We start from the raw sequence: 16186 nt of genomic DNA, 5'->3' as shown, positions 1-16186 counted from the left end.
GGCCCCCGCGCCGCGTCAGGCCGCCCTGCCCCAGCCCGCCCCGCGGTCCGCTCCCAAGGCGCCCGCGCGTTCCTCTGCCCCCAGGCCCGGTAGCGTCCAGCACCAGCAGGAGCGTGCTCAGGGCTTCACCCTCGACATGAACATGGGTGGACCGGACTCCGACGACGCCGATTTCGGGTTCGCTGCCTGATCCCTTCCTTCCTCCTGCAAGCGGGCCCGCCATGAACGACGCTGCCTTCGTCCCCTTCGAGAACCCCGCGGCCGGGGACACCATCTCCCCGGCCCAGTTCAAGGGCCTTGCCGCTCTCATCCGCGAGCACACCGGGATCAACCTGCCTCCGGCCAAGCGCACCATGCTGGAAGGGCGGCTGCGTCGCTGCGCGCGCGATGGGGGCCACGCGACGCTGGGAGCCTACTGCAAGTGGATCCTCTCGCAGGACCACGGCGCGGACGAGATCGAGAACCTCATCAACGCGGTCACCACCAACAAGACCGACTTCTTCCGCGAGCCGCGCCATTTCGACTACCTGACCGAAACCATCCTGCCCCAACTGGCCGAGAGCGGTCGCCGGCAGGTGCGCTGCTGGAGTGCCGCCTGCTCGACAGGTGCCGAACCTTACACCATCGCCATGCTGCTCGACGCCTTTGCCCAGCGCAATTCCGGTTTCGAGTATTCGATCCTCGCCACCGACCTCGACACGCGGGTGCTCTCCACCGCGATCCGGGGCATCTACCCGCGCGAGATGGTGGACCCCGTGCCCGCCCCCTTGCGCAAGGCCTATGTCATGGAGGCAAAGGACCCGCGCCGCGGCGAAATTCGCATCGCGCCTGCCCTGCGCCGCAAGATCGCCTTTGGCCGCCTCAACCTCATGGATCGCCACTACGCCATCGGCGAGCCGGTCGACATGATCTTCTGCCGCAACGTGCTCATCTACTTCGACCGCGAAACGCAGGAGGCCGTGGTCAACCGCCTGTGCGACCAGCTGCGCCCCGGGGGCTACCTCTTCCTGGGCCATTCGGAATCGATCAGCGGATTCCAGCATAACCTGACGGCCGCATCCGGCACCGTCTTCCAGAGGAACTGACCCGATGCCTTTTGCCAAGACGCGCGTGCTCATCGTCGATGACAGCGCGAGCGTGCGCCAGACAATGAAGGCCATTCTCGAAGAGGACCCGGTGATCGAGGTCATCGCGACCGCCGCCGATCCCTTCGCCGCCGCGCGCATCATCCAGAGCGAAGTGCCCGACGTCATCACGCTCGATGTGGAAATGCCGCGCATGGACGGCATCACCTTCCTGCGCAAGCTGATGAGCCAGTGCCCGGTCCCCGTGGTCATGTGCTCCTCGCTTACCGAGGATGGCTCCGACACCCTGATGGAGGCCCTTGAGGCGGGCGCGGTGGACGTGATCCTGAAACCCCGCGTCGGCGTGGCCGAGCATCTCCAGGAGGCCCGCGCCACCATCCGCGACGTCGTCAAGGCGGCGGCCCGCGCCCGCGTCTCCGGCCGCAAGCCCTCCCCCCAGCCCTCGCTCGAACCGCAAAAGAAGCTCACTGCCGACGCCATGCTGCCTCCGCCCGACGGACGTCCAATGAGCCGCACGACCGAGATGGTCGTGTGCATCGGCGCCTCGACCGGCGGCACCGAGGCACTGCGCGAAGTGCTCCAGGCGCTTCCCGCCAACGCGCCGGGTGTGGTCGTCGTCCAGCACATGCCCGAGAACTTCACCCGCGCCTTCGCCAAGCGGCTCGACAGCCTGTGCGAGGTGAGCGTCAAGGAAGCCGAGGACGGCGACACGGTGATGCGCGGCCACGTCCTGATCGCGCCAGGGGGCAAGCACACCCTGCTCGAACGCCAGGGCGCGCGCTACCTCGTCGCGGTGCGCGATGGGCCGCTAGTCTCACGCCACCGCCCCTCGGTCGACGTGCTGTTCCGCTCAGCCGCCCGCTCGGCCGGATCCAACGCGGTCGGCGTCATCATGACCGGCATGGGCGATGACGGCGCACGCGGCCTGCTCGAAATGAAACAGGGCGGCGCGCGCACCATTGCCCAGGACGAGGCCACCTCGATCGTGTTCGGCATGCCCAAGGAGGCCATCGCCCACGGCGCGGTCGACCGCATCGTTCCGCTCTCGGCGATTGCGCGCGAGTTCCTGCAGGCCACGGTCCGCTAGACCATGGCAACCCTTGCCCACCGTCTCGATGCCGGCTCCGACGCGTCCGATGGGCGCGCCGATCTCGTGCGCCAGAACCTCGCGGCCGTTGCCGAGGGGCTGAACGGGCATTTCGACAAGGCCGGGCTCGCGCTCGGCCAGACCGTCGAGACCATCGACATCATCCTGGGCGCGCTGCGCGAAGTCGCCGAAGTCTTCGCGAAGAGCGAGGCCACAGCCGCCATCGCGACCTTGCGCGATTCGGCAAGCCGGCTTGGCCAGGTCGCGCAGAGCCTGGAGCGGCGCGGCGCCGAGATCAGCGCAATCCACAAGGTGTCTCGCGACCTGCGCCGCGCCATCAGCGAAGTGCAGCGTTGCCTGCAGGTGCTTCAGATCTACGCAATGAACGTGAAGATCGCGGCCTCGGGCGCTCCCGATTTCGTGAACTTCGCCGACGAGATGAACGTGAAGCTGGGGGCGGGCAACCGCGAGAGCGAGGCTTTCGCTCTCAAGCTGGCCGAACTCGACACCAGCATCACCTCGATGCAGGGCATCGACGCCCGGCTCCTGCGCGAATGCCGCAAGGTCATTCCCCAGGTACCTGACCGGCTTGCCCGCGACGCCGAAGCGCTTGCCAGCCACCAGGACGGGCTTGTCGACCTGGCCGAGGCCACCTCGAACCACGCCCGCGCGATCCAGGGCGAACTGGCAAGCGCGCTCACCGCGCTCCAGGTCGGTGACCGGGCTCGCCAGCGCCTCGAACATGTCTGCCAGGCCTGCACGCGGCTCGACCAGGCCTCAGGGCAGGCCCTGTCCGATCCCCAGCGCGGCCATGTCCTTGCCCTCCTCCACGCGCAGGTCGAGGACACCGCCCAGGAGTACGAACGCGATACCCGCGCGCTTGTCGCCGCGCTACAGCGCCTGCGCACCAATGCCGAGAAACTGACCGCGCTGCAGGACCGCGACACCTTCGACGAGCAGGCCGGAGCCCTGTTCCTGCGCCGCATGGAAGACGGCATCGCGGAAGCGGCCGGGATGATCGGCCAATTGCACGAAGCCGATGTTCAGGCCGAGGCCACGCTCGACGTGATCCTCGCGACCGTGGCGACCGTGACCGAGCGCGTGGCCGCGATCCGGAACCTGCGCGTCGATGTGCGCCAGATGGCCATCAACATCGGCCTGCGCTGCCGCAAGACCGAGGTCATCGGGCGGCCGGTCTCGATCATCGCCAACGAGATCCGCAGCCACTCCGACAAGCTCGACACGCTGATCGCCGGGATCAACAGCGCCGAGGCCGAACTGGTCGCGATCTCGGAACGCATGCGCTCGATGGCCGACAACGGCGACGGCGCGGTGGGCACCGGACTGTCCGGGGCGCTCGAAACGATCCGTGACAGCGCGCAGGCCACCGACATGGCCATGGCCACCGTCGAGCAGGGCGCGATCGGCATGGCCGAGCTGATGGAACAGACCCAAGGCTTCCTTGCCGCCGCGCTTCAGATGGCGCCGGGCATTGCCGAGGAAGCCCAGGCGCTGTCCGCCAGCCCGCTATCCCCCGGCGCGCCGGGCGACGATGGGCCCTTGCGTCTCCTCCTGGACAATATCGCGGAAAGCTACACGATGGCGGGCGAACGCAGTGTCCACAACCGCTTCCTGCGCCCTGGCATGGCGGCGCTGGGGACAAGCGGGAACGCTCCCTCTGCCAGCGCTTCGGACGACAACACAGGGTTCGAGGACTTCGACGATTTCGACGATTTCGACGATGGCCTGTTCTAGATCTCGCGCGCCGCGCCCTTGAGGCCCAGGAGCGCAAGGATCGCGATGAACGAGCCCAGTCCCATGACCACGGCGACACCCTGAAGGCCAAGGCCTCCCTCGAACAGGAAGCCTGCCAGCACGGGGCCTAGCGCCGCACCGCCGCGCCCGATGCCGATGACGAACCCGGTGCCGCCCGCGCGCGCCTCGGTCGGATAGGCTCCGGCGATCAGCGAGTAGAAGGCGACCATGCCCGCATTGGTGAAGAAGCCCGCCGAAGCCGCCGCCCAGGACAGGCCCGAGAGGTCACCCGCCCCGCGCCCGAAGTTGATGACCAGCAGCGTCGAGCAGGCAAGCGCGGCCACCATCAGCGGGCGCAGGCCGATGCGCAGCAGCAGCGCGCTCAGCAGCAACGAGCCGAGGAGGCCGCCGATGTTGGCAAAGACCAGAACCCCGCCCGCCGAGGACGGCGCGTAGCCCATGTCGACCACGATCTTGGGGACCCACTTCAGGATGAAGTAGAAGGTCATGACGTGGGTGAAATAGGCGATGGTCAGAAGGATGGTGGTGCGGCGAAGATCGGGGGCGAACAGGCGCGCGGTCGAGACTTTCGCGCGCGGCGCCAGTTCCGGCTCGGTCACGGCCGCGACAGCCGAATGGCCAAGCCCGGCCAGCGCGCGGTTGACCTTGGCAAGACGGCCTGAGCGGCCACCCTGCATGAGGAAGCCCACGCTCTCGGGCACGAGCAGCAGCACGATGGGGATCAGCGCTGCGCTGACCACGGCCCCGAAGATGAAGACACCCCGCCAGCCGTCTTCGAGCAGGAACGCGCTGACGAAGGCGCCCCCGGTAATGGCTCCTATGGGATAGCCTGCCGCCATCACCGAGATCGCGGCCTTGCGCCACGTGTCGTTGGCGTATTCGGCCACCATCGCGTTGGTGCAGGCGAGCATGCCGCCGATGCCGATGCCGGTGCCAAAGCGCAGCGCCGCCAGCTCGTAGACCGACCCGACGTAGGCCGCCCCCAGCATACCGGTCGCCATGACCGCAAGGCAGGCGAGCGCGGTCGGCTTGCGCCCAATCCGGTCCGCCATGGGGCCCAGCACGAAGGAGCCCAGAGCCATGCCGAACAGCTCCATCGAGAGGACGATGCCGAGCGCACCCCGGTCGATCCCCCAGTCCGCCGCGATGCCGGGCGAGGCAAAGCTGATGGCGAGGACATCGAACCCATCGAGCGCGTTCAAAAGGACGCACACCCCGATGGCGAGCACCTGACGCGCGCGCATGGGGCCTTGCGCAATCAGGGCGCGGGGATCTGTCGCACCTTGCGGTGATGCGTTCATGCCGGACTTCCTCTCTCGCGGCGCTTCTTCGGCGCCGCTGTGTTGTTCGTGTTCGGGGAGAACGGGCCTTGCGGCCCGTTTCGCCTCAGGGTGCGACCGGCTCGACCAGCATCAAGGCATCGAGCGCGACCACGCCGTGTCCCTCGGGATAGAGGATAACGGGATTAAGGTCGAGTTCGGAGAGACTTGGCTCCGCGCTAAGGACCGCCGCCACCTGCGCGACGAGCGCGGCCAGCGCGGGCACGTCCAGCCGGGGCGAACCGCGATAGCCCGATAGCAGCGCGGCCGACTTGAGGCCCATCAGCCCCTCCTCGATCTGCGCCAGCGTCATGTCGGGGGTGAACAGGCACACGTCCTTGAGGATCTCGGCCGTCACGCCGCCAAATCCTGCCAGGACCACCGGTCCCCATTCGGGATCGTTACGCCCGCCCACGATCATCTCCATGCCGCGCGCGCCCATCTTCTCGATCAGCACGCCGTCAAGCGCGAGCGCAGCGTTGTAGGCCGCGACGTTGTCGTGGATGGTGCTCCACGCGGTGCGCACCGCGTCGGCATCGGCAAGGTTCAGGAGAACGCCGCCCGCATCGCTCTTGTGGCCAAGCGCCTGCGCCTGCGCCTTCATCGCGACCGGATAGCCCACCGTGTCGGCCACCGCGACCGCGGCCTCGGCGCTGTCGGCAAAGCCGCCTTCGGGGAAGGCCAGGCCGAGTGGGGAAAGTAGCTTCTTGGCCTGATATTCGGCGACGACGCCCGTGTAGGCATCGAGGCCTGCAACCGGGGTCGGCTCGAACGCGCCCTTCGCAAGGTCCCGGCGCGCGAAGGCGGCGAGGCGCGAGAGCGCGCGGATCGCACGTTCCGCGTTGGGGAAGCAGGGAATGCCGCGCGCACGGAAATCGGTGATGATCTCCTCGGGGATCGGCGCGCCTTCGTCGAGCCCGGCATAGATCAGCGGCTTGGTCGAACTGCGCCCCTCAAGCGCGGCGCGGATCGCGGGTGCCTTGATGCCGATGGTAACAGGATCGGTCTGGATGATCCCGGCGACCACCGCGCCCACGCGATCATCGTCGAGCAGCGCGGTGAGGCAATTGGTGTAGATTTCGGGCTGGCTGAGCCCTTGGGCGGTAATGTCGAGCGGATTGCTGACCGGCACGAAGGGCGGCAGCGCCTCGCGCAGCGCCGGTGCGTTGGCATCGTCCAGCTGCGCCAAGGGCAGATTGAATTCTTCGGCAAGGTCGAGTGTCAGCGCCTTGAAGGCGCCCGATTCGCCCAGCACCGCGATGTCGGCGCGCTCCATGTGCGGGCAGTGCATGAGGATCTCGGTGATGTCGCCCAGCTCCTCCAGCGTCTCGGCGAAGATCACGCCCTCGCGCTCGACCTTGCGGCGCATGAGCGTGTAGTCGCCCGCCATCGCGCCGGTGTGGGTGGCCGCGCTCTCGCGCGCCGCGCTCGACTTGCCGGGGTGCAGAAGGACGATGGGCTTGCCCGCGCCGCGCGCCCTTGCGGCAACTTCGAGGAAGCGGGCGGGCTTGCGGAACTGCTCGACGATCATGGCGATGACGTGGGTCTCGTCATCTTCCAGCAGCCATTCGACGTAGTCTTCCACGCCGCTTGCCGCCTCGTTGCCGGTCGAGACCGAATAGCTGATCGGCAGGTCGCGCGCGCCGAAGGTCGCGCCCAGCACCGCGGCCATCGCACCCGACTGGGAGACGACGCCGAGCGCGCGGCGCCCGGCGGGCGGCAACGCCTGCGTCTCCACGAAGGTCAGCGGCACGGCATCGACGTAGTTGACCGCGCCCAGGCAATTGGGCCCCTCGATAACCATGCCGTGCTCGGCCGCGATGCGGGCGATCTCGGCCTGCTGGGCCTTGCCCTCCTCGCCGCCCTCGGCAAAGCCCGCCGAGAAGATGATGGCCCCGCCCGCCTTGCGCGCGGCAAGGCCCTTCACCGCGTCGAGCACGGCGGGCTGCGGGATCGCCAGAACGGCGACGTCCACGCCCTCGGGCAGCGCGTCGACACTGGGGTAGCAGCGATGCGTGCCGATCGTCTCGCGCTTGGGATTGACCGGGTAGATGGCGCCCGAATAGCCGTTGCGTTCCAGGTTCTTGAGCACCGAGGCGCCAAGCGCGCCGGGCTTGTCGCTCGCGCCCACGATGGCAATCGAGCTGGGCTTCAGGAAGCGCGAAATGGCGTCGTGCGAAAGGGTGGTAACGGTCATTCTGGAGGCCTCTCCCGGCGAGGTTCAGGTGAATGTGAGATAGGTCTGGGGTGGACGGGACCCGCCGCTGCGACGTGGCCCCGTCCCGTGAAGGTCAGTCCTTCTTGTTCAGGTCATAGGCGCCCAGCCCCGGCTTGAAGGTCTTTTCGTCGATGAACTGGCGGGTGGCTTCCTTGCGGCCTTCGCCGTCGAAGAAGTTGGCCGCTTCCTGCGTGCGAACGAGGTAGTCCATCGAGTTGTCGAAGGTCATCTCGCCCACGCGGCGGATTGCCCACTTGGTGGCGCGCAGCGCGGTCGGGTTCTTACCCAGCAGCACACCGGCGATCTCCTCGACGCGGGCCTTGAGCTTGTCGCCGGGCACGGCCTCGTTAACGAGGCCCCACTCGGCAGCCTTCTTGCCATCGACGTTCTCGCCCATCATGGCGTGGTACATCGCGTTGCGGAAACCGGTCAGCTCGACGATGACCTTCGAGGCGCCTCCGCCGGGCAGGATGCCCCAGTTGATTTCCGAGAGGCCGAACTGCGCGTCCTCGGCCGCAACGGCCAAGTCACAGCTGAACAGCGGACCGTAGGCGCCGCCAAAGCACCAGCCGTTGACCATCGCGATGGTCGGCTTCTCGTACCAGCGCAGGCGCTCCCACCAGCCATAGGCTTCGCGCTGGGCATGGCGGGTCGCCCCGATGCCCTTTTCCTCGTTCTCGCGGAAGTACTCTTTCAGATCCATGCCCGCCGAGAAGGCCGTGCCCTCACCGGTCAGGACGAGCACGCCCACGTCCTCGCGGAATTCCAGCTCGTTGAGGATCTCGGTCATGCGCCGGTTGAGGTTGGGGCTCATGCAGTTGCGCTTTTCCGGGCGGTTGAAGGAAACCCAGGCAATGCGGTTCTCGACGGTGTAGGAGACGGTATCTTCAGGTGCACGTTCGGACATGGCAAATTTCCTTGATCTGTGTATTTGACTATCTTCGATACGAATAAGATGGCTCACGAAGAGCCCAATTGCGGAGAGAACCTTGGCCGACACATCCGGAAAGCCCGATAACGGCTCCCTTCCTGCGCCCGATGGGGAACCCGATCCGCTTGCCATCCTGCCGGGCTACACGCTGCGCCGTGCGGCCAATGCGATGATGGCGGAACTGGGCACGCTGCTGTCCGAGGTGGACCTGCGCGTGTCCGAAGCCTCGATCCTCCTGCTGATCGACGGGCGCGACACGATGACCTCCAGCCAGATCGGCACCGCTCTCGACATCCGCTCGGCCAACATGGCCCCGCTGATCGGGCGTCTGGTCACGCGCGGACTGGTCGAACGCGTGCCGCTCGATGGAAAGTCGATGGCGATCATCTTGACAGTTGAGGGCGAGGCGACCCTGCACGAGGTGCGCCGGATCACCCAGACCTTCGAGCAGGACCTGCTCCAGCGCATCCCCACAGAGCATCGCGACCACTTCGTCCCCGCCCTCAACGCCCTCTGGCGCTGAGGCGGAACCCGCCAGAGGCTGGACCCAAAGGCCGCTGCCGTGGAGGGAGACGTGCATCATATCGACCGTGCCCGGACCGCTCCGCGGCTCAGATCGGGTAGTGCCCGGGCTGGGTCTCGACCGTGATCCAGCGCAGCTCGGTGAAGCTATCGATCCCGGCCTTGCCGCCAAAGCGGCCGTAGCCAGAGGCCCCGACGCCTCCGAAGGGCATCTGCGCCTCGTCGTGGACGGTCGCGCCGTTCACGTGGCAGATCCCCGACCTGATGCGCCGCGCCACCGCCAGGCCGCGCGCGGTGTCCCTGGTGAAGACAGCGGCGGAGAGGCCGTATTCGGTGTCGTTGGCGAGCGCGATCGCGTGTTCCTCGTCGCGCGCGTGAAGGACAGCGACGACCGGGCCGAAGCTTTCATCGCTGTAGATCTTCATGGCATCGGTCACACCCGAGACGACGGTTGCGGGCATCAGCACGCTGTTCGCCGTTCCGCCCGTCAGCAGGGTCGCGCCGTGGGACAGCGCGTCCTCGATCAGCGAATTGACGTGGTCCACCGTCTTCTGGTCAACCACCGCGCCGAGCGGGTGCGTGCCCTCGCGCGGATCGCCCGTGGTCATCGTCGCGACCTTGGCCGCAAACTTTTGCGCAAACGCCTCGGCGACCGCTTCGACCACGATGATACGCTCGGTCGACATGCAGATCTGGCCCTGGTTCATGAAGGCGCCGAAGGAAGCGGCCTTCACCGCTTCGTCGAGATCGGCATCCTCCAGGACGAGGAAGGGTGCCTTGCCACCCAGTTCGAGGACGCAGGGCTTGAGATGGCCTGCCGCGCGCTGGGCGATGATGCGGCCCACCGCGGTGGAGCCTGTGAAGTTGATGCGCTTGACTTCGGGTGCGTCGATGAGCGCGCCCACGACCTCGCCCGCATCTTCGGGCGCATTGGTGACGAGGTTGACGACACCTTCCGGAAAGCCTGCAGCGGCGAAGGATTCGATCACCAGCGAATGGACCCGCGGGCAGATCTCGCTGGCCTTGAGGATCACCGCGTTGCCGCAGGCAAGCGGGGTTGCGATGGCGCGCACGGCCAGGATGATCGGCGCGTTCCAGGGCGCGATGGAGAGGATGACGCCGACCGGCTCACGCACGGCCATGGCAAGGCACCCGGGCTTGTCGGACGGGATGATCTCCCCCGAGATCTGCGTCGTGAGCGCAGCGGCTTCGCGGATCATGCTGGCCGACAGGCCGTGATTGAACATGGCCCAGCCCGCGGTTGCGCCAATCTCGCTTTGCATGGCGGCCACGAAATCATCGCGGCGCGCCTCGAGCGCTTCGGCGGCTTCGGTAAGGACGGCGCGGCGGGCGTTGGGGCCCATCTGGCCCCACTCGGCCTGTCCCTGCGCGGCCTTCTTCGCGATGGCCGGAATATCGCCGGGCTGCATGGCCGGCGCGCTGGAGGCGATTTCGCCCGTCAGCGGATTGCGACGCGAGAACTCAGTCATCCCTATCTCCCTTGGCTCTGCTGGCCCTGAATCACTTGGCTATGCTGAATAGCGATATTTTGCCTATCAGCAATAGTAATATCAGAGGATGCGACGAGCCGTGACGCACAGCGCCACGCGCCGAGGCCTAGTGCAAGGGAAAAAGCGTCCGGGAGGGATGGTGCTGCGCCGCGACGAGGCGCGCGCGCAGCCCACGCGCCGTCGGCGGCTCAGCGGATCAGGCCCGTCTTCTCCAGGAAACGCAGAAGATTGCGCGGGAGATAGGGAAATGGCGCGAAGGGAGGCTTGAGACTAGCCTTTGAATCCCGGCTGAGATTCAGACGCGCCAGCACACTCGGGTGGATTGTCTCAGTCGCGTCGGAGCCCAGTGCACGCTCCTTCTGGCCCTGCAGCTTCCAGAACGCATGTCGTGCCGAATCGACCAGAAGGCCACGCGCCGCGCCCTGCTCCACCCGCTCGACCTTGCGCGCGAGGTAGTCCTCGTCGAGCTCCAGGAACGGCTTTGCCTTGTCGCACATCCACAGCAGCGCGATGTCGGACAGCACCTTGTCGGGATACCCTCCGCCCACGTTGCTGTGTGCGCCCGCAAACCACACCTGCTCCACCTCCTGCCCCGGGGGAATGCCCCCCTTCGTGTCCCAGATGGCCGGAACGAACTTGCGGCGTCGCTCGTCGATGGCGAGAGCGTGGTAGGCGTGGCGCACCTTGCCGCCCAGCTTGACGTCGTGGAAGGCATGGCGCCGCCGTCCCAGAGGCCCCAGGAAATTGGTCGGAACACCCAGCGCGCCCACGGTATCCCACACGCCCACCATTTCGATGTCCGGATGCCGGCCTTCGAAGAGGGCCATATCGAGGGGCGCCTTGGCCCGATTGCGATCATCCTTGCGGTAGTAGGCCCAGATCTCGGGCAGCTTGTCGAGATCACCCTTGCGCACCAGCCCGACGAGGCCGACCAGACCAGCCAGGCTGCGCACCGTATAGGCCCCTCGCGAGAAGCCGAACAGGAACAGGCTGTCGCCCACATCGTAGTTCTGGCACAAAAAGCGGTAGGCCTGCTGGACATTGGTGCCCAGCCCCGTGCCGAACGCGCCGCCCACCACCCGGTCGAGCACGTTGCCGCTGCCCACGCCCTCGTCGTAATAGATCACCTGCGCGCGACCTGTCGCCGTGCGCGGCAGGATCGCCCGCGCCATCTTGGTGACGTTGGTCGGCTCGCCCTTCTGGTCCGCGCTGTTCCAGGTTCCATCGCAGCACACGATCAGGCTCTTGGACATGACACTCTCCTCTCGGGGGCACGGAGGCCCGGTATGGGGTATTCCGTCAGGCGCTTCACCCCCTCTTGCCCAGGAACTGGGCCAGCGGATCACGCATCAGCGGGAGCAGCGCGGCCAGCGCGAAGAACGAAGTCGTGACAAGCTGGACCAGGTTGGGGGAGACGTAGGCCACCAGCACACAGGCCGCGACGTAGGCGACAATGATCGGCAGGCGCACATGGTCCCACTTGTCCTCTACCTGCGCGCAGTAGTTTCGCACCCGCTCCCTCTCCTCACGCGGGAGGTCGTGACGGATGTATTCCGCAAGTTCCTCGCACGCGATCTGCACATAGGGCGTCAGTTGCAGGTAACCACGCTCGACCAGATCCTGGATCGCTTCCCGCTCGTGGAAATTGATCGAGCGACCATGGGCCAGCGCCATTAACCGCGCCTTCTGCGGATAGCCTCCCAGCGCATCCCAGGCCGTACGCGGATTGGACTGTATCTGCTTGCCGCGTGCTATCAGTTGTTGCGCGGACGATACATCAACCGGAAGCAGATAGAGACCGGTCAGGTGTTCCGCTACAGCCACGAGCAGCCGATACATGGCGAACCCGAAGAACGCCACGAACAGCCCCAGGAACAGCACGGTAAGCCAGCGGGGGTGGAGCGGCAGCTGCTCTGCATCGCCACTGATCAGCGCCGTTCCCTCAAGCGACCAGCTCGTTTTCTCGGCGCGCAAGGGCTGAAATTGCCTTGGTCGCGCCAGCGCAAGGCGCCCCGCCTCCCGGGTCAGGATGTAGCGGTTGGCCTGATCCTCCACCCCCGGGTCGGACACCCCGATGCGCGGTTGCAGACGCTCGACCAGGGCGGCCAGCCCCCCCCGTGACCGAGGTTCGATATTGCAAGGCTCGCCGTTGCTGACCTCGCTCTTGTCATTGCTGGCCTCGCTCTTGTCATTGCCAGCCTCGCTCTTCTCATTGCCAGCCTCGCTCTTCTCATTGCTGGCCTCGTCCGCCGATTTGCAGCACTTGGGAAAGGCCTCCACCCCGACCGCGAAGAGCCCACCCCCGTCGGTGTCCGCGCCCGCGGTCGACCGATCCTGTGACTGGGGTTCGATCTCGTGAACCTTCGCGTTGCGTTCCTCGCCCGCCTCGGGACGGTCCTCACCGTCCTTTATGGGCTTCTCACCGTGGGCGTCCACTCCATCACTGCACCATGTCGCAGCTGGCAAAGCGCTGACCAACCAGCCAGGATTTTTCAGCGCATGGGTGCCAAGCCCGAATTCCGTTTTCCAATCTTCGAGTAACCCTTTCGCCAGTTCGTCCAGCTTCTTCTTTTCGTCGAGCGAAATTTCAGCTTTCGCAGTTCCCCCACCCGCCTCCTTGGCCCGTGCCAGACGCATCGCATCGGCCTGGAACGCGCGAGCCTGCCTTTCCGATTGCGCGGCAACATGCGCCAGCGAGCGTCCCATATACTGCTCGACATTCACGCTGTAGGTCAGCGCCATGATACAGACCATGGGCATGCTCACGACGATAGTCAGCAGAGTAAGGGTGCGCAGGATGTAGGCCTGACGCTGGCCGGAACGAACCTGCTGTGGGGGCGCCGAAGGGCGCTGGTAATGGCGCAGGCTTAGCCAACGCACAATCTGGATAGCTACCACGGCCAGCGCGGCTGGCAGGAATACCCATGCCTGCGCGAGATCGGAAGTGTCGATCCTCCCGCACAGGCCCAGGACAAGGGCCATCGCGAGCAGCGTGACACCTGCAACCCCCATGCGCAGCCACGCAACCCATTTGGCATGACGACGGCCGCGTTCGCTCTGCGAATCTTCGCTGCGGCGTACGATCGTGAGGTAGTTGCAGCACAGAAGAAGCACCGCGAGCCCACAACTGGCGAAGACCGCGACCTCAGGCGCACAAGCCCACAGCACAGCCCCCTGAAGCAGGAGAACGCCACCCTGCCAGATCAGTTCGCGTGGCCCGGTCACAAAGGAATAGCGCAGGCCATCGCCCGCGCCCTTAGACAGGGCATTGGGAAAGAACCAGATCGAACGCCCGCGTATGGGAGGAGGGGCAGGCCTATTCGTCCCCTGCGTCCGCCCCGGATCGGGCCGCAACAGGATTGCGCGCATGGCCCTCGGCAGCAACCAGCAGATTAGAAAGACCAACACGATCCAGCCACACCCGAGCAGGAACGCCTGCACCACGGAAAGGTCAAGCAGGTCCAGCGCCTCGTCGCGCGCGTAGATCGCCACAACCGACCAGGGCGTGTCCGGAACCGGCCGCACCAGCGCGAAGTGAGGGTGTCCCTGATAGGAAATGGGCAGCAGCGAACTGCGTACCGAGGCCCGTTCGCCGTCCTTGCTGGGTGGGCCCTGCCGCAACATTTCGAGAGCTGAGGCCAGCCCTGGATCGTACCGCGCTTCGACAAGCAGGTTCTCGTTCATGCTGCGGGCCTGGTGGCTGTGGTAGAGCACGTCGCCCGCAACGACGCCTCCGCGCGCGGTCAGATCACCTGGAAGATCGCTGTTGAGAACAACCATGAACGCAAAGTTGCGAGGCAGGACCGGAGCGCGCAGCGCAATCGGAAAGAAGGTAAAGAGCGGCGTCCCCCCTCGCCGATCCAGCCCGCAATCTGCCCCCGGGCATACCACCTTCCCGCCCATGGCCGAGAGCGAGAGCCGGCCATTGCCTTTAGAGCGCAGGAACTGGACATAGTTGCCTCCCCCGGGAAAGCCCAGACCCATTTCCCAAGCCTTGAAGTAGTCCCGTTTGGCGACATTCAGTTTCCCAAATCTGGGTTGCACACCGAAGAACCTCCCGCCACAAAAAACCTTTTGCGTGTCTTCCAAGGAAGGCAGACACCCCCCGTCGGCATCGACAGCTGTCACACCGACGAGTGCGTCGGCATCCCCCCGTGCGACGACGCCCTGGTGCGTGCCGAACAGCAACGTCTTCACGGCCTCTTCGTCCTCTCCCAGAGGCTTGTTGCGAGCCGCAATGGTCTTTGAAAGGCTCTGCGAGACCTTGTTAGAGAGCCACGCCAGTTCACCTTCGATATCGCGCGTGACACTGCTGCGAAACAGCACCACGGTCGTGAACAGCGTCGCGGTCATGGTGATCAGCATGATTGAGAGCATGACTGCGGCCAGGTCCGCGATACGGATGGGCTTGAGCGCGTTCTGGCTGAACAGCTTGATCATCGGAATGGCCAGGAACAGGATGACGATCACCATCAACAGGTGCACGAGAGCGCTCTTGGGCAGCGCCGTGGCCGTGCGGTCAATGACCCGCTCGGGAACGAGAAACGCATAGATCAGGCTACGGCTCTGCACGGCCCCATCCGAGCCGGATGCGAACGGGCTGTCGCCCCCTCCGATCCACACCGCGCCTTTTGTCGCCGAAAGGCGATGCGCGGCCATGAACACCGCATAATCCTGCCCTCCGAAACTGTGGGTCAGGCGCGCGGGCGCCCCTGAAAAGACCGCATTGCGCTCGCCGCGCTGGTAGGCCTCGATGGTTTGCTTCATCTTGACCAGTTCCCGGGTTGTACTGGCCTCTCCTCCGGAGCTCACACCCGGCTTCCGACCCTGCTCGGTGGCCTCCCCCCCCGCCCCGTCCCCTCCCAGGATCAGGGTTCCAAGCGAATGGAACAGGCTCCAGCGACCATCCCTGTCCTGCCCGGCCAGAACATTTCCATGTTCATCCATGATGAGGAGGATGGCCTCGGGATAGGGAAGATCGGCATTCTCCGCGATTGTCTTCAACGGCACGTTCACGGTGTCCTGCTCTTCCGCGACCTCGTCTGTCTTCGGCGGCACGTTCACGTTGGCCTGCTCTTCCGCGCCCTCGTCCTTGTCGCCCATAATTCTCACACATAGGACAGGCTCGTTCGGGCATCCGCCTTCCAAGTGCGGGTAGTCTTCCAGAGCTTTGTTCTCTTCGATGCTGGATCCAGACCAGATTGACTGCGCCAACTTCGCAACCTCGATCTGGTCATCGATCAGCCGCGCGACCTGCGCCATCGCGCGGTAGATGCGGTCACGCTCGTGCTGCGCACGGGGCTGCACAAAGAAGGCGAAGAAGAGGCTGCCAGCCAGCAGCACGCCGAGCACGCCAGCGAGAACCTCGCCCAAGGCGCCCCCGAGGAATCCCCCCCCGGTCTTCACCGCAGACGCCTGCGCCATGAGTCCTCCTATTGCCCCACACCGGACATGAAATGCGAAGAGCGACCCACCCAAAATTCTATATCAAGCGGCACTTAAATCGATAGATTAATAAAATTAACCTCAATAATGACACTATTATTCATCTTTAAATAAATACAGATTCAAAACAGGCACATGAAATCGCGCGCAAACCCGCCTCTAGGCGTGGTTCACCGCAGCACGCCCGGTATCGCGAAAAACGCCGCAAGACAGCCTTTCCCCTGGCCCTCACCCCCAGGAATGGCCGAATCGCGGGAGCCACAGCGAGCGCCCGCAGGTTAAAGATCCGGCC

The 16186-nt window shown here is 65.7% G+C and carries 10 protein-coding genes and 1 pseudogene; 5 read left to right on the top strand and 6 right to left on the bottom strand.

What is annotated here, in order from left to right:
• The 4 genes and pseudogenes from MTR65_RS06005 to MTR65_RS05990 form a co-directional block, all read left to right on the top strand.
• Positions 1–190: pseudogene (locus MTR65_RS06005) on the top strand (methyl-accepting chemotaxis protein); the annotation flags it as partial.
• Between the two features lie 31 nt (positions 191–221).
• A complete protein-coding gene (locus MTR65_RS06000; RefSeq protein WP_243798118.1) occupies positions 222–1085 on the top strand; it encodes a CheR family methyltransferase in 864 nt (287 codons plus the stop codon).
• A gap of 4 nt (positions 1086–1089) precedes the next feature.
• Complete coding sequence (locus MTR65_RS05995; protein WP_226636628.1) at positions 1090–2172, top strand: protein-glutamate methylesterase/protein-glutamine glutaminase; 1083 nt, start codon at positions 1090–1092, stop codon at positions 2170–2172.
• 3 nt (positions 2173–2175) lie between these two features.
• A complete protein-coding gene (locus tag MTR65_RS05990) occupies positions 2176–3927 on the top strand; it encodes a hypothetical protein (RefSeq protein ID WP_243798116.1) in 1752 nt (583 codons plus the stop codon).
• Here the strand turns inward: MTR65_RS05990 and MTR65_RS05985 are convergent.
• The 3 genes from MTR65_RS05985 to MTR65_RS05975 all read right to left on the bottom strand — a co-directional run bounded on the left by MTR65_RS05985 (position 3924) and on the right by MTR65_RS05975 (position 8392).
• Positions 3924–5249, bottom strand: coding sequence for an MFS transporter (locus MTR65_RS05985; protein WP_243798114.1), 1326 nt, complete (start codon positions 5247–5249; stop codon positions 3924–3926). The two genes, MTR65_RS05990 and MTR65_RS05985, sit on opposite strands and share 4 nt — an antisense overlap.
• Positions 5250–5334: 85 nt before the next feature.
• Entirely contained in the window at positions 5335–7464 is a 2130-nt protein-coding gene (locus MTR65_RS05980) for an acetate--CoA ligase family protein (protein WP_243798112.1), read from the bottom strand.
• 94 nt (positions 7465–7558) lie between these two features.
• Positions 7559–8392 carry a p-hydroxycinnamoyl CoA hydratase/lyase gene (locus MTR65_RS05975; RefSeq protein ID WP_243798108.1) on the bottom strand — a complete coding sequence of 278 codons (834 nt, stop codon included), beginning with the start codon at positions 8390–8392 and terminating at the stop codon, positions 7559–7561.
• A gap of 82 nt (positions 8393–8474) precedes the next feature.
• On the opposite strand from MTR65_RS05975, the gene MTR65_RS05970 reads away from it, so the two are divergent.
• Positions 8475–8939, top strand: a complete 465-nt coding sequence (locus MTR65_RS05970; RefSeq protein WP_243798105.1) for a MarR family winged helix-turn-helix transcriptional regulator — start codon at positions 8475–8477, stop codon at positions 8937–8939.
• 88 nt (positions 8940–9027) lie between these two features.
• On the opposite strand, the gene MTR65_RS05965 is transcribed toward MTR65_RS05970, so the two are convergent.
• The 3 genes from MTR65_RS05965 to MTR65_RS05955 form a co-directional block, all read right to left on the bottom strand.
• Positions 9028–10428, bottom strand: coding sequence for an aldehyde dehydrogenase (locus tag MTR65_RS05965; RefSeq protein WP_243798103.1), 1401 nt, complete (start codon positions 10426–10428; stop codon positions 9028–9030).
• A 209-nt stretch (positions 10429–10637) separates the two neighbouring features.
• Positions 10638–11702, bottom strand: a complete 1065-nt coding sequence (locus MTR65_RS05960; protein WP_243798100.1) for a DUF2235 domain-containing protein — start codon at positions 11700–11702, stop codon at positions 10638–10640.
• A gap of 55 nt (positions 11703–11757) precedes the next feature.
• Positions 11758–15873: a hypothetical protein gene (locus MTR65_RS05955; RefSeq protein ID WP_243798097.1), complete on the bottom strand. Its 4116-nt coding sequence runs from the start codon at positions 15871–15873 to the stop codon at positions 11758–11760.
• Positions 15874–16186: the final 313 nt, after the last annotated feature.

Origin of the sequence: Novosphingobium mangrovi, assembly GCF_022818885.1 — a bacterium.
Classification (GTDB): Bacteria; Pseudomonadota; Alphaproteobacteria; order Sphingomonadales; family Sphingomonadaceae; genus Novosphingobium; species Novosphingobium mangrovi.
This window is presented reverse-complemented; position numbering and strand designations above follow the sequence as displayed.